The following is a 23,778-nucleotide window of genomic DNA, read 5'->3' on the forward strand; positions in this document are numbered from 1 at the left end:
AATATTCTCCCATGCCTGAAACATGTGGGAAATATGAGTTTTTTTGGAAGGTCATTTCGCATGTTGATTGTGAGGAGTGCCTGACGGGCTTCCCCGGACAAGACAAAATGCCCTACAGGGAACCAATCGCCCGCCAGGCGCTGCAAAGCTCTCCCCCGCCCAGTCACATACGTAACGGTCAGCTCCTGGCCGATAGCAGCCTTACGTGACCGGCTGCTATCGGCCAAAAGCAGTCATGAACTCCAACGATGAATGCCGGCCAAAATATGCGCGTCGCTAAATGGCGTGGCAAATCCATATGAGCATCGCCACAGACAAAATTGGGGTCGATAGCGATAAGGGAAGTAAAAACCATCGTAGCGAAGGCGATGCTGCCAGGATGTGTAAACAGAGGGCGATATGTTTGAACATTAGCCGGTACTCAGCAATGGAACGTGCATTGAGTTCCCGGTTGATTCAGTACTAGCCTAGATGGTCTGGACCAGCTGAAGATCTGCCCATGCAAGCCTCAAGAGGGTTGCCGGACTTGCACCTTGGAATGCTGCGATCCTAATCCGCAAGCAAACGGTGTGCAACCCGATTTTTGCTTCGCCGGATCTCTGAATCTTTGCCTCAGTTCGGTGAACGCTATATGACCGGATGTCCTGACGGGATAGCAGCTCCACGGTCAAGGGCAGCTTCGAAAACGGTCGGCTGGACACCGCTGCTACCTAACCATCGCAAACGAGCTGCCAGGTCAGGAGCTAATAGCATTGACAACAGCTATTAAATAGCTTTCCGCTATAGCTATGATAGCTATCGCGCTTTCGATATCCGAGGTTTTACATGATAAATGTTCAAATTAGCCTTCCGGGCCAGCCCCTAATAAATGCGATCACTGCCGCTAGGCTCCGTACGAAAATAAATGTCGCAAGCACCTCATAGCGCAGGCGAGTGAGACCATAGCTTCAAAGCTTTTTGCGAGCTTGTCATAGCGGGTGCCGATCCGCCGATTCTCTTTCAGCCAGCCGAACATGCGCTCGATGACGTTTCGCTGGCGGTATTTAGGCCTGTCGAACAGACGGAGCAGTCCGGGTTTGGGCTTGCGTTTCATCGTGCGGTAAGGGATCACCGGCTGTATTCGATAACGGTCGCAGTAACGCCGTAAGTGTTCTGCATAGTAGCCCTTGTCGGCCAGCAGCCACCGGCAACGCTTGCGAGGACGGCCCCGACGGGCAGGGACATGAGCGTCTTCAAGCAACGGCTGAGCATAGGCAATGTCGCTGGCCTGTCCGCCCGATAGCTTGAAGCACAGCGGTACTCCATTGGCATCGCAGAGCATGTGAATTTTCGTCGTAAGACCACCGCGACTTCGACCTAGCGCGTGGTCTTCTGGCTCTTCAAGCCCACTTTTTTTCCGGCGCCTGAAGAGGCTCGGGTTGCCTTTACGGCTGAGGAATCGATCATCCAGGTGTCCAGATCAATCAGCCCTTGCTCGTTGAGCCTGAGGTGCAATCGTTTGAGCATCTGGCTGAACGTACCTCGATTTCGCCAATCTCTGAACCGCTGGTAAACGGTTGACCAAGGCCCAAAGCGCTCGGGCATATCACGCCATGCAGCTCCTGAGCACATCACCCACAAAATGCCATTGAGCATCAAACGGTCATCGGCTCTGGGCCGGCCACCGCGTAGGGGTTCGATGAAAAGATCTGCGACCACATCCCAGGAATCGTCTGGGAGTTCATACCGTTTTGCCATCGGAGGCTCATGCCTTTTGATGGTCGCGGACTTTACTGGATCCTGGCTTTCGTGCGGCTTGAATGGGTTACGAAGGTTTTCGTACGAAGCCTAGCCTGAGCAAAGCCCGACCCCATTGCGAGAACCAGAGCAGCGGTCGCCCCCATCACACTTTTAGATTTCATATTGCACTCCCCGAAAACGTCAATCTTGACCAAACGTTAGTGGATGAAGGTGTCGCCTTAATGCCGCTTGGCAATAAAGTCCCGACGCCATCGAACAACGATCCTTTGAAGTTACAACGCGCAATCTGTGCGAGATTCGTCAAAGGAGTCCATTAACTATGCTGTCCGGTAAGATTGCAGAATGATCGAATACGACCATGAGGACGGTGAAAACGACAGTCGCTCCAAATGGTCATGACCGAAGTAAAAGATCGTGGCGTCGATACATCTCGACGCCTCGAATACCTATACACATCAACTTAATGGGAGACGCAACGTCCTTACGACGAAGCCCTTGAAACGCTCACCACGCTTGAGTCTTTTGAGCTGACTCGACCGTCGGTTGTACAACCGGAACCGAAAAGAGGTGCCTCGCCTCTTGCGCCATTTGTCGTGACTGCTCCTCAATCTGATACGCGCACATCGAGCCGTAATCTTCGCGTAACCATCGGAAAAGGCCGACGACCATCACCACCAGCACAAACATGAATGGGATCGCTGCCAGCACCACGGCGGTTTTCAGCGTGCTCAAAGGTGCGTCGATGTAAAGCATGGCCATTGGCAGTGCTGCCAACATCACGCACCAGAACACCCGCAGCCCTGGGGATGGATCGGCCCCTTCGCGAAGATTCCGAGTGCTAGTGGCCGCGACCGTGAACGATACGGCATCGAGGTGCGACGCGAGGAACACCAACATCAGCAGGAAATACAGCACCGCCAGCACCTTACCGAAAGGCAGGCTGGTCAACAGCATTGAAACACCTGCCTCGCCACCGATGCCATTCAGGATTGCCGGCGTATCGATCACACCACTCATGAATTGATGAATGGCGTAGCTTTCGAGGCTGCCGAAGAAGAACCAGCAACCGGCGCAACCGCCGAGCACCATCGCCAGCACCACTTCGCGAATGGTCCGACCTCGCGAAACGCGAGTCACAAAGATTGCCACGCCCGGCGTATAGGTGGTCCAGTACAACCAATAGAATGCAGTCCAGTCGCGGGAAAAATCGCCGCCACCGACCGGGTCAGTGAACAGGCTCATGTGGACGAAATTCTGCAGCGTCAGACCCAACGCGTTGGTCATATTATTGAGGATGAAACGAGTAGGCCCCAAGGCAATCACGATCAAGCCAAAGAGCAGGGTCAAGCCGCACGCCAGCTTGGCCAGGCGCTGCATACCCGAAGAAATCCCTACGTAAGAGGTTAGCGAGAACACCAGCGTGACTAATACGACCAGGGTGGCCTTGAGCGCAAAACCGTCGGGCACGTCAATCAGATCAGACAGCCCTCGCGACACCGTGGAGGTTGTCAGCGTGATCGTCAGTACCAAGCCGCCAAAGGTTGCCAACAGAAAGATCAGGTCGATCATCCGGCCGGCCGGTCCTTTGGCGCTCAAACCGGTGATGGCCTCGACCACGCTGGCAAGGCTCAGACCTTTATTGCGTCGCACATGAAAATGGTAAGCCATGGCCAACGAAGCAATGGCGTACATCGCCCAAGGCGTGATGCCCCAGTGGAAGAACGAATAGGCGATGCTGTATTCCAGTGCTTTGGCACTGGCCGGAGCAATACCCAGTCCGGGCGTCAGGTAGTAATAACCCCACTCCATGAACGCCCAGTACATGGTCGCCGATCCCAGCCCGGCGCAGATGAACATGAACACCCAACCGATGGTCGAGTACTGCGGGCGGCCTTCACCCAGGCGAATATTGCCGTATTTGCTGCACGCGAGGGCAATGGTGATCACTACCGAGAAGAACCCGAGCAGTTGGACCCAAGAGCCGAACATTCGGGTAGCGCCGGTAAATGCCACCTCTGCAAACACCTTCGACTGATCGGGGAATGCTGTAAGACTGCCGACTGCGAGGGTGATCATCACGATACTGCTGACGATCAACGTCACGTCTTTGTAGGGTTTTCCGGCCCGCGTCGAACCGCAAATATCATTCGACATCGGCACCTCCGACGACGAGGTGGCTGCACCAGGACGCCGTGCGCGCAGTCAATGCGCAGACAGTGAGAGCAAGCATGGGGGGCTACCTTTTATTGTGATTATTGAAGGTCTTTAAACAAAATCAGGGCAGCGGAGATCCCGACTCCACTGCCCTTTTTCCAAGCGTTATGCGGACACCGTGTTACTTCATGGTAGGCATCGAGAACTCGGCACCCTCACGGATGCCCGACGACGGCCAGCGCTGGGTCACGGTTTTGCGCTTGCTGTAAAAGCGCACTGCATCAGGGCCGTACGCATGCAGGTCGCCGAACAGCGAGCGCTTCCAGCCACCGAAGCTGTGATAGGCCACTGGTACTGGCAGCGGTACGTTGACGCCGACCATGCCGACCTTGATGTTGTCGGAGAAATAACGTGCGGCTTCACCATCACGGGTGAAGATGCAGGTGCCGTTGCCGTACTCGTGATCATCGATCAGCTTCATGGCTTCCTGCATGCTCTGCGCACGGACCACCAGCAGCACCGGGCCGAAGATTTCTTCCTCGTAGCAACGCATGCCCGGCTTGACGTTATCGATCAGAGTGCCACCAACGAAGAAGCCGCCTTCACACGCAGGCACCTGAATGTTGCGACCGTCGACCACCACCTGAGCGCCTTCCTCTTGTGCGCTGTTGATGTAGCCAATGACCTTCTGTTGATGCTCGCGGGTGATCAGCGGGCCGAAGTCATTGCTCTTGTCCTGATACTGACCGACTTTGAGCTTGGTCATCGCCTCGCGCATTTTCGAGATCAAAGCATCCGCCGTTGCGTCACCGACAGTGACCGCAACCGACAACGCCATGCAGCGCTCGCCAGATGAACCAAACGCTGCACCGACCAGTTGATTGACCGCGTTGTCGATGTCCGCATCGGGCATGACGATGGCGTGGTTCTTCGCCCCGCCCAAGGCCTGGCAACGTTTACCGTTGGCGGCGGCAGTACGGTAGATGTATTCGGCGATCGGTGTCGAACCGACGAAGCTCACCGCCTGTACGCGTGGGTCGTGGAGCAAGGTGTCGACGGCTTCTTTATCACCGTTGACTACGCTCATCACGCCCTTCGGCAGACCGGCTTCCTGCAGCAGTTGCGCGATGTACAGGGTCGAACTTGGGTCACGCTCAGACGGCTTGAGAATGAAGCAGTTGCCGCACGCCACCGCCATCGGGAACATCCACAGAGGAACCATCGCCGGGAAGTTGAACGGAGTGATACCCGCCACTACGCCCAGCGGCTGGAATTCGCTCCAGGAGTCGATATTCGGGCCGACGTTCTTGCTGTGCTCGCCCTTGAGCAGCTCCGGCACGCCGCAGGCGTATTCTACGTTTTCGATGCCGCGCTGCAGCTCGCCCATTGCGTCGTGGAGGATCTTGCCGTGCTCTTCGCCGATCATCTGGCAGATACGTTCAGCGTTCTGTTCCAGCAGTTCCTTGAAGCGGAACATCACCCGCGCACGCTTGATAGGCGGCGTGTTGCGCCACTCAGGGAAAGCCGCTTCGGCAGCCGCGATGGCCTCTTCGACAGTGCCTTTGGAGGCCAGCGCAACCTGTTTCGTCGCCTCGCCGGTAGCCGGGTTGAACACAGCCTGGGTGCGGCCTTCGCCGATGACGATCTCGCCGTTAATCAGATGACCTACGGTATTCATATAAGCATTCCTTATTGTTGAAGTGTGCGGCAACGCCGCGAAGGTGTCGGGGCGGCTTACCAGAGGTTGCGATACAGCTCGACCATCTCGTCGGCGGTTGGCACCCGTGGGTTGTTGCCGGGCGAACCGGAGGCCAGCGCCTGCTTGGCCATCAGCGGCATCAGTTCGAAGAATTTGTTGCGGTTGACGCCGAAGCCTTCGAGCGTGGGCACCTGCAACTCATCGTTGAGCGAGCGCAGGTCAGCCAGCAGCTTGGCGTTGGCCTCTTCATCCGAGTCACGAATAGAAGCGACACCCATGGCCCGCGCGCAGTCGGCATAGCGCCGCGGCGCACCGGGAATCGAGTACTCAGTGATGGTCGGCAGCAGCATGGCGTTGGAGAGTCCATGGGGTACGTGGAAGAACGCACCGATCGGCCGGCTCATGCCATGCACCAGCGCTACCGAGGCCGCCGAAAACGCTACGCCGGCCAGGGTCGAACCGAGCATCAGCGCCTCTCGGGCTTCGACGTCCTGACCGTTGCGGTAGACCCGGCGCAGGTTCGGGCCGATCAGGCTCATGGCCGCCAGCGCCTGACTGTCGCTGTACAGGTTGGACTTAAGGCTCACATAGGCCTCGATGGCGTGGGTCAGCGCGTCGATACCGGTGTCGGCGGTGACCCGTGCTGGCAGGCTCATGGTCAGGGTGTAATCGACCAGTGCCGCGACCGGCATGAAGCCGATGCCGACACAGAGCATTTTTTCGTCGGTGGTTTCATCGGTGATGATGGTGAAACGGGTGACTTCGGAGCCGGTGCCGGCCGTGGTCGGCACGGCAATAATCGGCAGGCCTTGTTCGCAAACCTGACGCGGAAACTTGTAATCGCGCATTTCACCGCCGAACTTGGCAAGAATACCGATGGCCTTGGCGCTGTCGATCGGACTTCCGCCGCCCAGGGCGATGATGCTGTCGTAGCTGCCACCACGGGCATGCTCGACGCCGGCCTGGATCGAAGCCACGGTAGGTTCCGGTACGGTGTCAGCAAACACGTCGGCGGTGATGCCCTTAGCCACCAGGACGTCCTGGATGTTCTTCGCGTAACCCAGTTGCACCATCATTTTGTCGGTGATGATCAGCGGACGACTGCAGCCCAGGCTTGCCAGTACATCCGGAATGGCCTGACTGGCTTTGGCGCCGACTTGCAGGATGCGGGGCAGGACGATCTGGTTGGACATGGTGCCTCCAAAAGTTTTCTACAGGCGGGAGTCGGCCCGGCAAGGGCCGTCCCTGTTCTCAGTTCTTGTCGCGATTCTTTGCTTGGATGCAGGTCAGCTCGGCAGGTATTCCTGACTCCAGCTGTCGTTGATCACCCGACGGGCCTGCAACGCTTCGATCTGATGCTGGCTGTAGCCCATGTCGCGCATCACCGCGTGGGTCGAGGCGCCGAACTTCTCGGCTGGCGGCAGTGCGCGAATCGGCGCGTGCCGTGGACGGATCGCGAACGGGTCCAGTTGCGTGACGCGATGGCCGCTCGGGTGCTTGGCGTAGACGCTGAACGAGTAGCTGCCATTTTTGGTGCCAGGCAGGCCATCGGCTTCGCGGCTATAGCGCTGGCGCAGGTTGTCGATGTTGTCCGGCACCGCGGCGGCCAGGTTTACCGCTTGCAGGCGGTGCTGCCAAGTTTCGCCAGGCTCCTGAGCCAGTGCCAGAGTCAGGAATGCGGCTCGGTCCTGGGCCTGGGCGACACCTGTCAAACCGTCGACCGAGTCCAGCTTTTCAAGGTCATTGAGGTCGGCATCGAGGTACAACCATCCGTCAGCGGTGTGGTAGAAGCGTGACAACTCGTGGTAACCCACCACATCACGTCCCGAAGGCTCATCGAAGGGGCCGCGCCCTGCGTAGTCATAGCAGAACGGCACCTGCACCAGGTTGCCCAGCGCCGCCAGAGAAGTCCGGGCTCGGCTGACTTGGCCGGTGCGGGATTTCTGGTACAGCGCCGCCGCCACACCCAATGCAGCTGCAAAGCCGCACATCACGTCGATGGTGCCGACGTGGGCATGCTCTTCAGGGGTTTCCATACCACCGCCAAAGCGCAGCATGATCCCGGTGGTGGCCTGGATCAGGTCGTCGTAGCCGAGGTAGTCGGTGCGCGGGCCACGGCGTGGGCCGCCGAAGCAGTCCAATTGGCAAAAGATCACCTCAGGGTTGATCACCTTGAGGCTGGCTTCGTCCAGGCCCAGTGGGGCGAGTTGCCGGTCCGGGGCGTTCATCACGATCACGTCAACAGTCTTCACCAGCTTGTCGAACACCTCGCGCCCTTCTGCCTGATTGAGGTCGACCAGAATGCTTTGCTTGCCGCGCGCCGAAGACATGCCAAAGACCACGGTATTCCACGGGTCGTAGTTCGGTATGGTCGGGTCGAGCTTGATCACATCAGCGCCAAAACGGCCCAGATACGAGGTGGAATGAGGCCCGGCGATCACGTTGGTCAGGTCGAGAATGCGCACGCCGTCTAGCCAGCCCTTCGGCGCTGAATCAGCCACTGGCGGCAACGCGTCACGCGGGGTTTCGCTGAGGGTGGCCAGTGCTTCGTCAACGCTGACATCGCGCCGCGAGACGGGACTGAGCATCAAGGCGGCGCTATCTTCCAACCAAGCCATGGGGCCGGGTTGTTTCATCAAGCCGTAGTCGCGGTCGATCACCTCGACAACCAGGCCGGCAGTGTTGGCATGCTCGTCATGCAGCCACTCTTGGGTCGAGCGGTGCGGCGTGCCGGGGAATTGACCTTCACCGAAGATCACTTCCCATTGCGCGGCAGTCTTGGTCAGAAACACTTGCTTCATGCGCTCGGAAATACGCTTGGCCCAGCTGGCTGGCAGCGGATAAACCCCGAGCGAAGCGTCGCCCTCCCATTGCGAAAATGGCAAGTACGGGTCATCGACCTTGGGCAAACCGGCGGCGATCATTTCATCCAACAAGCCCATGGCTTGCAGGCAACGCTTGGCGTGGGAGCGATGCGACGGGCAGACCGCATAGAATTTGCGGCCATCGGCGCATTCGTAGGTGCGATAGAAGGGGTCGAGGTATTCCTGCAGATCCTCGTAGCTGAGGTTCATCGGTAGACTCTGTGCGCGACGCCGCTCGATTTCTTTTTCACGCAGGGTTTTGTAGCGCAGCGGGTAGCCGTCGATCTTGATCGAGTTATAGGACAGGCCCTCCATCACCGCAGCAGCCAACGGCACTTCGATCTCGTCGCCCAGGCCGGTGCGCTGACGAGCCTGCAAAGCCAGCATCACCGAGGACGCAGCGAGCATGGTGCCATAGGCCGAGGCCAGTGGTAGCGGTGAGAAGCTCGGATTGAAGCCCATCAGTACACGGTTCTGGCCCATGTCGGTGAATACCCCCGAGGCCGAGGCGATGATCGCCTCGGAAGCGCGCCATTCGCGGCGCAGCTCATCGTTGGTCGCGAAGCCGGGAATCGACAGAGTGATCAGGCTCGGACGTTCAGCCCGCAGTTCGGCGAAGTCCAGGCCCAGGCGCGCCATGACACCAGGGCGGAAGTTTTCGATCACAATGTCGGCGTTGGCAACCATCTGCCGGGCTTGCTCCAAGCCTTCAGCCGATTTCAGGTCCAGCGAAACGCAGAGTTTGTTGCGATTGAGCACGGCGTTCGCCGGGCTGTTCCAAAGTGGACCGTTTGGTGGGTCAATGTGAATGACCGTAGCGCCAAGGTCCGCCAGAATCATTGCCACAGCAGGGCCGGCAATGTACTGACCGAAGTCGATGACATTAACGCCACAGAGGGGCAGTTGACTGTGCTTTGCCATGATTCACCTTTTATTTTTATCGACCCGCTTGCCATTTCAAGCAGGCCATCTCTTGATGTTCAGTCGTCGTCGGCAACGTTGCGCAGCCCTTGCGGTGCACCACTGCTGCAGATCGACTTGGCGCTACTGTCGAGAAAATCCGCCCCCCGCGAAAGCAATAAAAAAGTGCCCTGAGGGGTCATTTTTTTTATGTATTGCTGCCAGGATTTATGGGTTTATGCTGCGTCTGCACCGACAACAATGTGGACCTACAACAACAGGCGCTCACGCCAACGAGTTCAGCACCATGAAAAAAAGACTGCCTCCGCTTAACTGGCTGCGTGCCTTTGAGTCCGCTGCACGCCACCTGAGCTTCACCGATGCCGCGCTCGAATTGAGCCTGACCCAGGCGGCTGTCAGTCAACAAATCAAAGCATTGGAATCGCAGCTGGGCGCCGCGCTATTCAAGCGGCTGCCTCGGGGACTTGAGTTGACCGAGCCCGGGCTAGCGTTTCTGCCGGCGGTGCACGACTCGGTGGAAAGGCTGGCGGCCGCCACCGACGAAATCTTCGGTCAGGGTCATCGCAAGGTGCTGACGATCAGGTTCAGCCTGGTGTATTTCACCCATTGGCTGGCGCCGCGACTTCAGCGCTTTCGTCAACTGCATCCCGAGATCAACCTGCGGATCACCAGCAATATCTGGATGGGCGATACGGACCTTGAGGCCGATCTGGAGATTCGCTATGGCAGCGGTAAATGGCCCGGACTGAAAAGCGAGCGACTGACATGGGACAAGCTGTTTCCAGTGTGCTCACCCAGCCTGCCCTCCCCGGAAAAACCACTCAATACCACCGCTGACCTGGGCCGCCATGAGCTGCTCCACGTCCTAGGCTACGAGGAAGGTTGGGGATACTGGCTGAAAAAAGCCAACGCCGATCACCTCGACTACTCTCAGGGCATGCAATTCGACACTCTGATTTCGGCGTTGAAAATGGCCGAGCTCGGTCAAGGCGTGGCATTAGCGCGCTCGTCGCTGGTCGAACAATATCTGGTTTCCGGTCAGCTTATTACGCCATTGACTGCCCAATTTGAAACTTCCGAGGCGTTCTATCTGGTGTATTCGCCCCACAAGATCGTCAACCCTCAGGCAGCAGCCTTCGCCGCCTGGTTGACCGAAGAGGCTCAGGCCATGAGGTGAAGCGACCTGATCGTGCGCATGTTCGGCATGGGCGCGATGAGTGGACCCGTGTGATTTGCAAAGCTTCTGATCCGAGAGATAACCCCCAGCACTCACGCATAAATAAAATCGTGCCTTAGGCCATTTTTTTATTGCTTTTCGCCTCCTGCATTTTTGCAGACAGTGAAGCCCTGATCGTTCCCGGGCTTCTCGCCACAGCGTGCGAATCAACCCGGTAGCGGTTACCCACAACAATAAAAAACGGGTATCACGCATGAAAGGCACTCCCTTGCTTTTGCTTTCCACGTTGATCTGCGCCAGTGCTATGGCTGACAACAGTCTCACGGTGGTCTCCTATGGCGGCAACCTGACCAACGCTCAGATTCAAGCCGCTCACAAACCCTTCAGTGCCGCCACTGGCACCCATGTGATTTCCGAGGATTACTCGGGCGGCATCGCGCAGATCAAAACCCAAGTCGACAGCAAACACGTCACTTGGGACGTGGTCGACGCCGAATTGCCAAACGTCATTCGCGCCTGTAACAGCGGCCTGCTGGAGCGAATCGACCCCGCAACTTTGGCCCCGGCACCTGATGGCACACCCGCCGCAAAGGACTTCCTGCCCGGTGCGCTGACCGACTGCGGGGTGGCCAACTATGTGTGGTCGACCGTTGTTGCGTTCAACACCAAAGCGTTCAAAGGTGAACAACCGAAGACCCTTGCCGACTTCTTCGACATCAAGCACTTTCCTGGCAAGCGCGCCATGCGCAAGGCACCGCAGGTCAACCTTGAATGGGCATTGATGGCCGATGGCGTTCCACGGGATCAGGTCTACGCCACCCTGAGCACTGAAGCCGGTGTCGACCGCGCCTTCGCCAAGCTCGACACCATCAAGAAGGACGTTATCTGGTGGGAAGCTGGCGCCCAGGCCCCGCAGCTGTTGGCCGACGGCGAAGTGAGCATGATTTCCGGCTACAGCGGCCGCATCGTGATCGCCCAACGTAAAGAGCAGCAGCCGTTCAAAATCGTCTGGGACGGTCAGGTCTACGACATGGACGCTTGGACCGTGCCCGTCGGCAACCCGAAAAAAGATCAAGCCATGGCCTTTCTGAAGTTCGCCACGCAAAGCTCCGTCCTGGCCGATCAAAGCAACTACATCGCCTACGGCCCAACGCGTATCTCCTCACAGGCACTGGTTGATCCAAAGGTCCGCCCTGATCTGCCCACCAGCCCAGAAAACTTCGCCACTGCCTTGCAACTGGACTCAGTGTGGTGGGGCGATCACTCCGACGAGTTGAACGAGCGCTTCAACGCCTGGCTAGCGCGTTAAGTCTCAATGTTTTGCGAACACACATGCCGGGTGACTGACCCCACTCGGTATCCCGTGACGCCTCATAACAAGAGAAAAATCATGCGTATCGAACCCTTTGTCAGTTTCCGTAACGTGCAGAAGACGTATGACGGCGAGCATCTGGTCGTGAAGAATTTCAATCTGGAGATCGAACAGGGCGAGTTCGTCACCATGCTTGGGCCTTCCGGCTCCGGGAAAACCACATGCCTGATGATGCTGGCAGGCTTTGAGACCGTCACCCACGGCCAGATCTGTATAGACGGCCAATCGGTGAATGACATTGCGCCGCAAAAACGCGGTATTGGCATGGTATTCCAGAACTACGCTTTATTCCCGCACATGACTATCGAAGAAAACTTGGCGTTTCCGCTCAAGGTGAGAAACCTGTCACGCGATGAGATCGAAACCCGTGTGCGCACCTCCCTTGACCTGGTCGCACTGGGCCAATTCGCCAAGCGCATGCCCGCACAGCTGTCCGGCGGTCAGAAACAACGTGTAGCCCTGGCGCGCGCTCTGATCTTTGAACCGCGCCTGGTATTGATGGATGAACCTCTGGGCGCGCTGGACAAACAGCTCCGTGAACAGATGCAGTACGAAATCAAGCGGCTGTCCAAGCAGTTGGGCATCACTGTGGTGTACGTCACCCACGACCAGACCGAAGCCCTGACGATGTCCGACCGAATCGCCGTATTCAACGATGGCGTGGTCCAGCAACTGGCCAATCCCGCCGATCTATACGAGCAGCCTGCAACGGCGTTCGTCGCCAGTTTCATCGGCGAGAACAACCGCCTGATGGGCCAGGTGGTCGAGCGTCAGGATCGTTACTGCAAGGTTCAGGTAGGCCAGCATCTGGTCAAGGCACTGGCGGTTAACATTCATGCTGGTGGCCACGCCACCACGCTGTCGATCCGACCAGAACGGGTGAAAATCTCGCCGCAGCCTGGTGAGTTTGACAACCAGATGCCCGCATCCATTGAAGAAATCATCTACCACGGTGATCACCTGCGCGCCCGTCTCAAGCTTGCCGACAACGATGCCTTCATCGTCAAGATGGTCAATGCTGCCGGTCACCCCACCCCTGTCGCTGGCGCCCGCATCAACGTGGGTTGGTCAGCTGACGACTGTCGTGCGCTCGATGCCTGAGCGCTCAGCAAATTTTTAGTGTGGTCGGAGCTCGATATGAACACCTCCTCAACTGTCACACCCGCGCTGCAAATCGCAGAACAAAACCAGGCACAGGACAGCCTGAAATACAGGCTGGGCCGTGCGGAACGCGTCAACAAAGCCAAGGCCCTGATGCTGGTGCTGCCACTGCTCGCATTTATCGCCGTGTTTTTTCTTTTCCCCATTGCCAACATGCTGGTGCGCAGTGTGCAAAACCCCACGCTGTCCAGCGAAATTCCGCACAGCAGCGCAGCGTTAAAACAATGGAACGGTCACGAACTGCCCGACGAGGCCCTGTTCGCCACCGTCGGCCGTGACCTGATCGGGTTGCAACAGGCACGACAGCTGGACAGCGTTGGCGCTGACCTGAATCGGGTCATGAGCGACGCCAAAAGCCTGCTCGCTAAAACGGCCAGAACGCTTACTGTGAGCAATCCGCAGCCGGGTGGGTTCAAGCAGGCGATGATCGACGCTGAACCGCGTTGGGGCCAGCTCGGAACATGGACGCAGTTGGCCAAGATGGCGCCCGCTTGGTCGGGCGTGCACTATCTCGCCGCACTGGACCTGCGCTACGACGATCAAGGCAATATTGCCCGGCAACCTGAAAGCCGCCGTATATACGTCGACGTGCTGCTCAAGACACTGGGCGTCGCGCTGGGCATCACCCTGCTTTGCATGCTGCTGGGCTACCCACTGGCGTACATGCTCGCGACCTTGTCCAGCAAAACCAGCAACCTGCTGATGGTCATGGTTCTGTTGCCGTTCTGGACGTCACTCTTGGTGCGCACCAGCGCCTGGATCGTGATTCTGCAATCGAGCGGAGTACTGAACAGCACCTTGAGCAGCCTCGGCCTGATCGGCCAGCCCTTGGAGCTCATGTACAACCTGGCCGGCACCGTGATCGCAATGACTCACATCTTGTTGCCATTCATGGTTCTGCCGCTGTACAGCGTGATGAAGAGCATCGACAACACCTACATTCGAGCCGCTCACTCCATGGGTGCCAGCTCGTTCCGTACGTTTGTGCAGGTGTACTTTCCACTGTCACTGCCCGGCCTCAGTGCAGGTGGCATTCTGGTGTTCATTCTGGCCACCGGTTACTACATCACCCCGGCGTTGGTCGGCGGGCGTACCGGACAGGTCATCAGCAATTTTATTGCCTACCACATGCAGACCTCATTGAACTGGGGCCTGGCGTGCGCCATCGCCTCCATCCTCCTGCTGATCGTCCTGGTGTTGTACTGGATTTACGACCGGGTTGTCGGCATCAGCAACATGAAACTGGGGTAATCAACATGAGCCTTCCGAGCTATACAGGCCCTATCGGGCGCATCTGGTTCTTCAGTGTTCGCAGCTTTGCCGTCATGGTGTTGCTGTTCCTTATCCTGCCGGTTCTGGTGGTGGTGCCACTTTCCTTCAACGTAGAGCCGTACTTCAGTTTCACCCACGGGATGCTGACCCTCGACCCACAGGCGTTTTCGCTGCGTTGGTATCGCTCGCTGCTGGACGATCCCTTGTGGTTGCTGTCGTTCAAAAACAGCTTCTTCATTGCGATCTGTTCGACCGCAATCGCCACTGGGCTGGGTACGCTGGCATCGCTTGGGCTTTCGCGCTCGAACCTTCCCTGCAAGGGCCTACTTATGGGCACTCTGATATCGCCGATGATCGTGCCGGTGATCATCTCCTCGGCCGGCATGTACTTTTTCTACAGCAGCCTGGGCATGGGCCAGAGTTACGTGAGCATCATCCTGGGCCACGCGGTATTGAGTACCCCATTTGTGATCATCACCGTGACCGCGACGCTAGTGAGTTTCGACCACTCGCTGACCCGTGCGGCGGCGGGCTTGGGAGCTTCGGCGTCCTACACCTTCTGGCAGATCACGATGCCGATCATCCGTCCGGGCATTCTCTCGGGTGCGTTGTTTGCCATGGTCACCTCGTTTGACGAAGCGGTGCTGGTGCAGTTTCTCGGCGGTGTGGAACAACGGACCATTCCACGGCAGATGTGGTCGGGTATGCGGGAGCAGATCAGCCCGACCATTCTGGCGGCGGCCACACTGTTGATTGTTGGCTCGATCGCATTGTTGATTGCCGTAGAACTGATGCGCCGTAGATCGCTCCGCCTACGTGGTGTTATTGAATAACGCTTGCGCCATTGTAAAGTCCAGCCGAGCTGTCGTACGCCTAGGACATCGCCACCAGAGTGTCCGACGAACAACAGAAAGGGGAGCAAGATCCATTACAGTCAAATGCTGCCCCCGTCCTAAGAGAAGGATCGATGGGGCAGCGAAGCTCAGTTGTACAAATATCAAGCGAGTAACTACCCATTAAACAGTCAATGCGGTAGACAGACTGTAACCGTCCGGCCAACTCACCTTCCTGACCCCGACGCCAAAGGCGATGGTGTCCACCTAATTTGAGTGGACACCATTTCTAGCCTTTTAAGCGGGTTTTTCCATGCAGCCACAACGCCGTTCCTATTCCAAATCCTTCAAGGCCCAGGTTGTCCAAGAGTGCGCCCAGCCCGGCGCTTCGATTGCCAGCGTCGCGCAGCACCACAGCCTTAACGCGAACCTCGTCCATAAATGGATTCGAGTGCAAACGAACAAAGTCATGGCGCTGCAACCTGCTTTCATTCCGCTACCTTTGCAGCTCGCCGGAGGGCATTCCCAGGCTCCGTCATCGAGCATCTGCATTGAAATCCAGAACCCACGTGGCACCGTCAAGGTGAACTGGCCGACCGAAAGCGCTGCCGCCTGCGCCACCTTTCTGCGAGACCTGTTACGGTGATTCGCATCGACGCGATCTGGCTCGCCACCGAGCCGATGGACATGCGCGCCGGCACCGAAACGGCGTTAGCCCGGGTCATTACCGTTTTCGGTGCGGCGAAGCCGCACTGCGTTTATCTGTTCGCCAATCGCCGCGCCAATCGGATGAAAGTTCTGGTGCATGACGGCGTGGGTATCTGGCTTGCGGCGCGAAGGCTGAACCAGGGCAAGTTTCACTGGCCAGGTATTCGGCACGGCTCGGAGGTCGAACTCGACAGCGAGCAACTTCAGGCCTTGGTGTTGGGGTTGCCTTGGCAACGAGTTGGCGCGGGCGGTGCGATCACAGTGCTTTAGCACCTGCCATTAGCCCATCGGTTTATCGCCGCTGATCGCCCGCTCTGGCACAATCAGCCGCATGACTTCCTTGCCCAACCTCGATCAGATGACACCGGAGCAGCTTCGCGCCTTAGCCGAACAAGCTATGCAGTTGCTGTCCCAGGTCGACACGATGGGCCAGAAAATCCAACGTCTTGAAACGGTCAACGAGCAACTTGCTCACGAGAGAGCCATCCTCAAGCGACACAAGTTCGCTAAGCGTAGCGAGCAACTGAGCCCCGACCAAGGCAGTCTGCTCGACGATCTGCTCGATACCAATATCGCAGCTATCGAAGCCGAACTGAAGGCAGCCATTCCGCCAGCCGCACCGGCCGAGCCACGTCAGAAGCCCAAGCGTGTCCCACTGCCGTCGCAGTTTCCTCGCATAGTGATCCATCACGAACCGCAAGACACCCAGTGCGCCTGTGGCTGTCAGCTTCAGCGTATCGGTGAGGATGTCAGCGAGAAGCTCGATTACACCCCGGGTGTGTTCACCGTTGAGCAGCATGTGCGTGGAAAATGGACGTGCCGCAAGTGCGAAACACTGATCCAGGCGCCTGTACCGGCCCAAGTGATCGACAAGGGCATCCCGACCGCAGGCCTGTTGGCTCATGTGATGGTGGCGAAGTTCGCCGACCATTTGCCGCTGTACCGGCAGGAGAATATTTTTGGTCGGGCCGGGCTAGCGATTGCCCGCTCGACACTGGCGCAATGGGTCGGACAGACCGGTGTGCAACTTCAGCCTCTGGTCGATGCGCTGCGTGAACAAGTGTTGGCCCAGAGCGTGATCCACGCCGATGAGACTCCGGTTCAGATGCTTGCGCCAGGCGAGAAGAAAACTCATCGCGCTTACGTCTGGGCCTACTGCACCACGCCGTTTTCGGCACTCAAAGCTGTGGTTTATGACTTCAGTCCCAGCCGTGCAGGCGAGCATGCGCGCAACTTCCTTGGGCAGTGGGACGGCAAGTTGGTATGCGACGATTTCGCTGGCTACAAAGCCGGTTTTGAGAAAGGCATCACCGAAATTGGCTGCATGGCCCACGCCCGCCGCAAGTTCTTCGATCTGCACGTGGCGAACAAAAGCCAACTGGCTGAACAAGTGCTGTACTCGATTGGCGGCTTGTACGAAGTCGAACGTCAAGCTCGGGACATGAGCGATGAGGATCGCTGGCGAATACGCCAGGAAAAGGCTGCACCAATAATCAAAGCACTGCATGATTGGATGCTGGCCCAGCGCGATCTTGTGCCCAATGGATCAGCAACGGCCAAAGCCCTGGATTACAGCCTTAAACGCTGGGTAGCGCTGACGCGCTACCTGGAGGACGGGGCTGTGCCCATCGACAACAACCAGGTCGAAAACCAGATCCGGCCGTGGGCACTTGGACGCTCAAACTGGTTGTTTGCCGGATCGCTTCGCAGTGGCAAACGCGCGGCTGCGATCATGAGTCTGATCCAGTCGGCACGCATGAACGGGCATGATCCGTATGCCTATCTGAAAGACGTGCTGACACGGCTGCCGACGCAGCGGGCGAGTGAGATTGGGCAACTGCTACCGCATCAGTGGGTGGCCGCAGAAACCACGTAAGCCCCGATGCTTTGAGACTTACAAGGATGACGCAATTAAGGGAGTAGTCATAACGATGATTTTGGTTGTTGAAGGTATCAGCGCCAGCGGGAAAACCACTTGGTGCACTAAGCATGGAGGGCAACATGTCATTCCTGAAAACGGCCGTTTTGAAAACGAGCCGGATCGAATAAAGGATCCAGCGGGAGCAGCAGCTTTTTGGGCAGAGCGAAACGTGGATCGCTGGCAAGCGGCGCTGGCCATGGAAGACATTTCTTCGTGGGCTTTGTGTGACAGTGACCCTCTCAAGCTCCACTACATTTGGAGCCTTTGGCAGATCGGCGAGGCGAGCGAACACGACTGGCGAATAGAGTTGGACGCCACAAGAGAAACTATCGCACAGGGACGTATTGGCTTTGCTGACTATTACATTATTGGCTGCATAGAGCCTCAGCTCGCGCGCGAACGAGCCAAAGCAGACACCACCCGTCGCCGGAGTAAGTTCGAGCTACACGTGCGCCTCCAACATGCTCTGCTGACCTGGTACTCAGCTATGAATGAAGTGCTTCCCGGCAGAGTGCAATTTGGCTTTCCTTCAGAAATGCCAACCTTGAAAAGCATTGATGGAAGGTATGCGGTGGCGGCCTTTGATCAAATGATCGCATCGCTCCCACGACCTACTCACACCTCTTAGCGAGACGGAGCCTTATAGAAGTTGGAAGCGGATCGATGTGAGGGCGAAGTAAAGATGTGTTCGCCATCCGCTTACCGTGAGGCAGCGGTAACTCGATGACATCGGTGCAGACAATCTATGTGGGCACTACCGTTATCTGCTAGTGATGGACTAGCCAGTTAAAGCTAGGACGAGGTTCGCAAGCTGAAGTGATTACCCTGGGGAGTGGACGCGGGCTACCAGGATAGCTCGTGAAACGGTAGTCACCCTTAGTGCCGGTATCGACCAGAGGTGTTGCTCGAACAGCTACTCCTCCACGGCTAGCCTTACTGTTATGAGCGCGCTCAATCAGGGGTAGTGTTGGCTATCCCATCGGCCACTGATTGCATCCAACCCGCTCATTTCGTTTTCGTTTGCTTCCTGTTGAGAGATCGAAGAAAGATCTTTAGTATATCCGCTCTTTGGGCAGAAATTAACCAGAAACACCTATACTTCTGTATTTAAACCTAAGTGGTAGACTCGACCTCCCGAGGATCAATGCAAAAAAAACCTGAAACCTACCACCTAAATATATTTAGTGAAAAAATCATTCAGCAGTTAGAATATTTAAACCAATCTTCAACTGGAATATCATATGACTCATACGAAATAAGATACCCTATAAAAAAACCAAAAATCTTGTCCTTAGCAATATCTTCCGGAGAAAATATTTCTGGTTTAAAAATTATCGCAGCGGACTCCTCGATGATTCCAACGCTTATAAATGCGGCAACAACGAGTTCCGAACAAAAATAAACAGCCCTATCTACTGACAGTGGCTTAAGCTTCCCATCAAAATATTTTCTTATATCGGTCATTACATTAGCATGATTTTGGATTTTCCTTTTTTCGTATTTCTTAATGCCCTGCTTATTGAATTTCTTGTCAAGTTGAGCGTTGGCGAATTTCTTTAACGCTTCAAGTCGTGCTGGACTCCAAGTCTCTGTGTGACGAAGCACCGCGACATGTGCATACTCCTCAAGCAGCGAACTGACGGTCGTTAACTTTACTCCAGCAGTAGAGGCTTCAAAAATACTAGTATCATCTAAGCAAATTGCCGCATGCGCATAGCCGCTAGAAAGTAGATCCCCTTTATCACGGTACTCCGGTACATAACATAGGAGGACATCACCACCTAAAATATCGTCGTGTTCTAAAATTTTCATAACCATTCCACTCCACAGCCATCTGAACTAGATGGAGAGTCTAAATTGCCTGGAGGGCAATGGCTACTAACTATTAAGCTCTTTTCATCTGTTGTGCCCTTAATGCCACCTGGCCTCTGTCTTCCGCAGTTGCTATTGCTTCTAGATATGGATAATGTGTGTCCGCCGCTAGGGCACCTGCGTCTGTTGTTGGAATGCGGAGACTTCGTTCAATTCAATCATTAGTACGCCTTGGTTAACGGTGAGTCTATGCCGCAGACCGATGACTCGAAGATGCTGTTTAGCACCCCGGAGGTTGGTTACTTCGCGAATCGGCACCCTAGCCCTTAGTTACCTACGCCCTTTAAGCTTCAACGCTTTCGTCCGACTCCCACAGGTCGCCATGGAACACCATCTCCGCTTGTGGTTTTTCGAGGTGTCGATAAAAAGCCAGGTACACCCCTCACACTGCTTGATCTTTGCAACCAAAGCACCGCTGAGTAGCTCGTTCAAACCGAGTGCCAGCCGTTGCCCAATCGTCTCCAAACCCAAACTTGAGGGAGTCGTCCCCCATCGCACGGTACCTGACTCATGGAATCGTAGAGCGGCAGTAGAGATCGCTTTCTGGATTGATAGCTCGATGGTTTTCCAGTCATCTTCGGGAGGGCCTTCGTTCTGAATGAGGATCGCCAGAGATCTGAATGCCGCTTCACGCCACGACACTAAATCAGCCAATGCTTTCTCAGACTCGTATGGTGCGACCTCTGCCTCCGATGAGAGCAAATCAAATTCTGCTTCGTTGATGAGGTTTGCCGCCAGGGCCCATGTCAAAACCGTAGAGTAACTCGTGAGCCGGTTGTGGCTTGAGCCTCTGCCACCGAAATCGACAGTGTTGAGGAAGTCGAGCACGAGATGACCGGCTACAAAAGCTCCTTTGGGCCACTTGTAAACAACCATACCGTCCTCCCTGGTGTTGGCAATGTTAGGCTAGCGAGAGCGAGGGCCTGGAATTGGGTCAGGATCCGGCGCCTAACCGCGAAAGCGTTGTGCCGCAGTCGGGTTGATTCAGGCGAGTCGTCAGGCGTGCATCTTCACGCTCGGTCAGCTCGCGATCGACCATCAGGCCCAGTCGCTCCTCAAAGCTGAGATCGTTGATGTCCGGTGTTGCTTAAGCCCTGTGAATACGCATTTTTTGTTTCTACATCTCAACCTGCGTGCCCAGCTCTATAACTCGGTTCAGCGGCAGGTTGAAGTATTTAAGGTTGCTGTTGGCATTCCTCAACAAAAAGGCAAACAGGCTTTGTCGCCAGCGAGCCATACCGATACGCTTGGCCGAAACTACTGTCTCACGGCTAAGGAAATAGGTGGTACACATTGAACTGAAATTCAGTTGACTCAGGTTGCAAAGACTCAAGGCTGCGGGTACATCAGGCTCCTCAACAAAACCAAAGTGCAGGCTGACTCGGAAGAACCCTTCACCATAAGCTTCAACCTCGAATCTCCGATTCGCCGCTACACGCGGACTGTCCTCGGTCACAACAGTGAGCAACACTACCTGCTCATGCAAAACCTGGTTATGCAGCAAATTGTGCAAGAGCGCATGAGGGACACCATCAGTCCTGGCAGTCAGAAATACCGCCGTACCGTGCACCCGATGGGGCAGTTGCGAACGGATACTGCTGATGAAAAGAGGTAGAGAAAGAGCAGTCTCATCTAGCCTCTCCACAATGATCTTCCTTCCTAGCTTCCAAGTCGTCATCAATATGAAAAGTCCAATGCCCGCGATGACAGGGAAGGCCCCCCCCTGAAGAATCTTCGACGCATTGGCCGCAAAGTAAAGGCTGTCCACCAGCAGCAAACCGAGAAGCATCGGAATTGCCAACCAGCGAGGTGTTTTCCATACGAGTAGGACTACTGCTGAGGACAAGATTGTGGTGATCAACATCGTACCCGTCACAGCGACCCCATAAGCAGCCGCCAAAGCGCTGGAAGATTCGAAGCCGATGACGAGCAGCACAACGCCGACCATCAGCGCCCAGTTGACCGTCCCAATATAAATCTGCCCTTGTTCTTGGCTTGAGGTGTGCTGGATAAACATACGAGGGATATAGCCCAGCTGAATAGCTTGGCAGGTCATGGAAAAAGCCCCGGAAATTACTGCTTGAGAGGCGATAATGGTTGCTAGCGTAGAGAGTCCTACCATCGGTAGAAGCGCCCAGCTAGGCGCCAAAAGATAGAAAGGATTGCTTACCGCCTCAGGGTTTTCCAAGATCAAGGCGCCTTGACCGAAATAATTCAACACCAATCCAGGCAATACCAAGATGAACCACGCATGAGCAATTGGCTTGCGGCCAAAGTGGCCCATGTCGGCATACAGCGCTTCAGCACCGGTCAACGACAGTACAACGGCTCCCAGGATGGTCACCCCCATCCCAAGGTGAGCAACAAAGAACTTCACCGCCCATACAGGATTGACTGCTTGCAGCACTTCCGGACGCTGCAAAATGCCGTAGATCCCCATCGCCCCTAAAATCAGAAACCATAGCACCATGACTGGGCCGAACAGAATGCCGATTCGGGCCGTACCGTGTTTCTGTATCAAGAACAGCGCTACCAGCACGATCAAGGACAAGGGTACTATCCAGTGCTCTATGCCATCAAAGGCAAGTTGGAGCCCTTCAACCGCAGACAGCACCGAGATGGCCGGGGTAATCATACTGTCACCATAGAAAAGCGCCGCGCCGAATAGGCCAAGCAGCACCAACACCTTACTAAAGTTTGGATAGGGTGCAGTTGCACGACGGGCCAATGCTGTTAATGCCATGATGCCGCCCTCGCCCTGGTTATTGGCACGAAGGAGAAACGAGACATATTTAAACGAGACTACCCAGATTAGCGACCAGAAGATCAACGAGAGAATGCCCAAAACGCCATCGTGGCTGGTCGGTACGCCGTAGTGAGCAGCGAATACCTCTTTGAGGGTATAGAGGGGGCTAGTGCCAATATCTCCGTACACGACCCCTATTGCGGATATTAGGAGGCCAACCATAGAGTGTTTGGCTTTAGGTTCTTCAGGTAAGTGTATCGCTGCGTCGGTCAATTTTTACTTCTCGAATATTGCTGGCCAAACCGTATTCCGTGCTTAGGTAACACAGCTCTCAGCGCAGTTTTGAGGATTATTAGTTAAATTAAAAACTCTAAATAGTGCAGTCGATACCCTTTCACTACAAAGCCATTTTCTCTCTTCTAAGGCATCAGATATTATTCAGATCATCCCTAAGAAATATTTCTAATCGATTCAAGATGCAGATTAAAAAAGGCTTTCGAAACAACTCGAAAGCCTAATTGGTCAGAGAGAAAAATGGCGACCAACCGACCAAACACTGCATTGCACAATGAAAGGGCTTCACCCTCCAACCATCAACCTTTAACCGTGAACTCTCCCAAGAGACTATGCCCCAAAAAAAATTCAACTTTATATTCAAACATGTGAAATATCACAAGCTATTTGGTACACCGCCAACAGACCTACAGACACACGTATTGACGTGTCGCTTACTAAGAAATTAGCTGAACTCTGCTGAAACATTTGACCACAAACTTACTTTCTGGCCACGACTCTCAAAAAATTCGATCTCCCGCTTTATTCCAGAGCTTAAATCCCAACCGGGTAGATCAAGGATGATGAGCTCTTCCATGACGTCCATGAAAACGGCGTCAACCGGGCCCCATAGCTTGCCAATGGCAGCATTGTCCTTGCCTTCAAAAGTCAAGTTAATCGGGTGAGACATCGACACTTGACTAAACACCGCGTTACCAGACTCTACAATAGTCGCCGCGATTTTGTTGCACTGCATGTAGCGGTCATGGGTGACTGATTTGTCAGCATGACTGTACGGACAAGCTAGAAAGATCTTTCTCATTGCTACCTCTAAATAGTAGGGCGAGACGGACGCTCGCCTTAGGTTGGTTTTAATTCTTGAAGAACGGGAACAGTAAACCCGGACTGACCTGGCTTCCTGAATGTGCGCCCTTCAAGACAAGCGCTTCATATCGGCCTTACGCCGCTAACCACCGACATCTTTTGCCGAAAGCGTCAGCACATCCGTGAATCTACTCGCCTAAAAACAGGAGATGACCCTGAAGACGGATGACCGCTTTTAGC

Annotated in this window: 18 protein-coding genes and 2 pseudogenes; 10 read left to right on the top strand and 10 right to left on the bottom strand. The window is 55.7% G+C overall.

Annotated features, from left to right (window positions below; all coding sequences use genetic code 11):
* Positions 1 to 883 precede the first annotated feature (883 nt).
* From HX866_RS24960 to HX866_RS24980, 5 genes and pseudogenes are all read right to left on the bottom strand, one after another.
* A pseudogene (locus HX866_RS24960) lies at positions 884 to 1,737 on the bottom strand (IS5 family transposase).
* A gap of 507 nt (positions 1,738 to 2,244) precedes the next feature.
* Positions 2,245 to 3,894 (bottom strand): BCCT family transporter, encoded by a 1,650-nt coding sequence (locus HX866_RS24965; RefSeq protein WP_177140593.1) that lies wholly within the window; start codon positions 3,892 to 3,894, stop codon positions 2,245 to 2,247.
* A 181-nt stretch (positions 3,895 to 4,075) separates the two neighbouring features.
* On the bottom strand, positions 4,076 to 5,572 hold the full coding sequence (locus HX866_RS24970) for a CoA-acylating methylmalonate-semialdehyde dehydrogenase (protein ID WP_177100639.1): 1,497 nt from the start codon (positions 5,570 to 5,572) through the stop codon (positions 4,076 to 4,078).
* 56 nt (positions 5,573 to 5,628) lie between these two features.
* Positions 5,629 to 6,786, bottom strand: coding sequence for an iron-containing alcohol dehydrogenase (locus tag HX866_RS24975; RefSeq protein WP_177091388.1), 1,158 nt, complete (start codon positions 6,784 to 6,786; stop codon positions 5,629 to 5,631).
* A 93-nt stretch (positions 6,787 to 6,879) separates the two neighbouring features.
* Positions 6,880 to 9,378 carry a CoA transferase gene (locus HX866_RS24980; RefSeq protein WP_177100635.1) on the bottom strand — a complete coding sequence of 833 codons (2,499 nt, stop codon included), beginning with the start codon at positions 9,376 to 9,378 and terminating at the stop codon, positions 6,880 to 6,882.
* Between HX866_RS24980 and HX866_RS24985 the strand changes: the two genes are divergently transcribed.
* The 10 genes from HX866_RS24985 (at position 9,262) to HX866_RS25030 (ending at position 18,450) form a co-directional block, all read left to right on the top strand.
* Positions 9,262 to 9,552, top strand: a complete 291-nt coding sequence (locus HX866_RS24985) for a hypothetical protein (RefSeq protein ID WP_177100580.1) — start codon at positions 9,262 to 9,264, stop codon at positions 9,550 to 9,552. The genes HX866_RS24980 and HX866_RS24985 overlap by 117 nt on opposite strands.
* Before the next feature lie 112 nt (positions 9,553 to 9,664).
* Positions 9,665 to 10,555, top strand: a complete 891-nt coding sequence (gene gcvA, locus HX866_RS24990; protein WP_177091384.1) for a transcriptional regulator GcvA — start codon at positions 9,665 to 9,667, stop codon at positions 10,553 to 10,555.
* Between the two features lie 253 nt (positions 10,556 to 10,808).
* A complete protein-coding gene (locus HX866_RS24995; protein ID WP_177091382.1) occupies positions 10,809 to 11,864 on the top strand; it encodes an ABC transporter substrate-binding protein in 1,056 nt (351 codons plus the stop codon).
* 81 nt (positions 11,865 to 11,945) lie between these two features.
* Positions 11,946 to 13,028 (top strand): ABC transporter ATP-binding protein, encoded by a 1,083-nt coding sequence (locus HX866_RS25000; RefSeq protein ID WP_177091380.1) that lies wholly within the window; start codon positions 11,946 to 11,948, stop codon positions 13,026 to 13,028.
* A gap of 36 nt (positions 13,029 to 13,064) precedes the next feature.
* Positions 13,065 to 14,339, top strand: a complete 1,275-nt coding sequence (locus HX866_RS25005) for an ABC transporter permease (protein ID WP_177091378.1) — start codon at positions 13,065 to 13,067, stop codon at positions 14,337 to 14,339.
* 5 nt (positions 14,340 to 14,344) lie between these two features.
* A complete protein-coding gene (locus HX866_RS25010; RefSeq protein ID WP_177091376.1) occupies positions 14,345 to 15,193 on the top strand; it encodes an ABC transporter permease in 849 nt (282 codons plus the stop codon).
* A 313-nt stretch (positions 15,194 to 15,506) separates the two neighbouring features.
* Complete coding sequence (gene tnpA, locus HX866_RS25015) at positions 15,507 to 15,839, top strand: IS66-like element accessory protein TnpA (protein WP_177091374.1); 333 nt, start codon at positions 15,507 to 15,509, stop codon at positions 15,837 to 15,839.
* Positions 15,836 to 16,171 (top strand): IS66 family insertion sequence element accessory protein TnpB, encoded by a 336-nt coding sequence (gene tnpB / locus HX866_RS34450; protein WP_177140594.1) that lies wholly within the window; start codon positions 15,836 to 15,838, stop codon positions 16,169 to 16,171. Before tnpA ends, tnpB begins: the two co-directional genes overlap by 4 nt.
* Positions 16,172 to 16,232: 61 nt before the next feature.
* Positions 16,233 to 17,777: an IS66 family transposase gene (tnpC, locus tag HX866_RS25025; protein WP_177091370.1), complete on the top strand. Its 1,545-nt coding sequence runs from the start codon at positions 16,233 to 16,235 to the stop codon at positions 17,775 to 17,777.
* A gap of 55 nt (positions 17,778 to 17,832) precedes the next feature.
* Positions 17,833 to 18,450, top strand: coding sequence for a hypothetical protein (locus HX866_RS25030; RefSeq protein ID WP_177091368.1), 618 nt, complete (start codon positions 17,833 to 17,835; stop codon positions 18,448 to 18,450).
* A 569-nt stretch (positions 18,451 to 19,019) separates the two neighbouring features.
* Here the strand turns inward: HX866_RS25030 and HX866_RS25035 are convergent.
* The 5 genes and pseudogenes from HX866_RS25035 to HX866_RS25055 form a co-directional block, all read right to left on the bottom strand.
* A complete protein-coding gene (locus tag HX866_RS25035; RefSeq protein WP_177091366.1) occupies positions 19,020 to 19,634 on the bottom strand; it encodes a hypothetical protein in 615 nt (204 codons plus the stop codon).
* A 330-nt stretch (positions 19,635 to 19,964) separates the two neighbouring features.
* Positions 19,965 to 20,570 (bottom strand): CGNR zinc finger domain-containing protein, encoded by a 606-nt coding sequence (locus tag HX866_RS25040; RefSeq protein WP_177091364.1) that lies wholly within the window; start codon positions 20,568 to 20,570, stop codon positions 19,965 to 19,967.
* A gap of 83 nt (positions 20,571 to 20,653) precedes the next feature.
* Positions 20,654 to 20,778: pseudogene (locus tag HX866_RS25045) on the bottom strand (AAA family ATPase); the annotation flags it as partial.
* A gap of 33 nt (positions 20,779 to 20,811) precedes the next feature.
* Positions 20,812 to 22,713 carry a potassium transporter Kup gene (locus tag HX866_RS25050; protein ID WP_371319286.1) on the bottom strand — a complete coding sequence of 634 codons (1,902 nt, stop codon included), beginning with the start codon at positions 22,711 to 22,713 and terminating at the stop codon, positions 20,812 to 20,814.
* 466 nt (positions 22,714 to 23,179) lie between these two features.
* Entirely contained in the window at positions 23,180 to 23,536 is a 357-nt protein-coding gene (locus HX866_RS25055; RefSeq protein ID WP_177091362.1) for a DUF1937 family protein, read from the bottom strand.
* Between the last annotated feature and the right edge of the window lie 242 nt (positions 23,537 to 23,778).

The sequence above is a fragment of the Pseudomonas gingeri genome (assembly GCF_013386165.1).
Lineage (GTDB): Bacteria > Pseudomonadota > Gammaproteobacteria > Pseudomonadales > Pseudomonadaceae > Aquipseudomonas > Aquipseudomonas gingeri_C.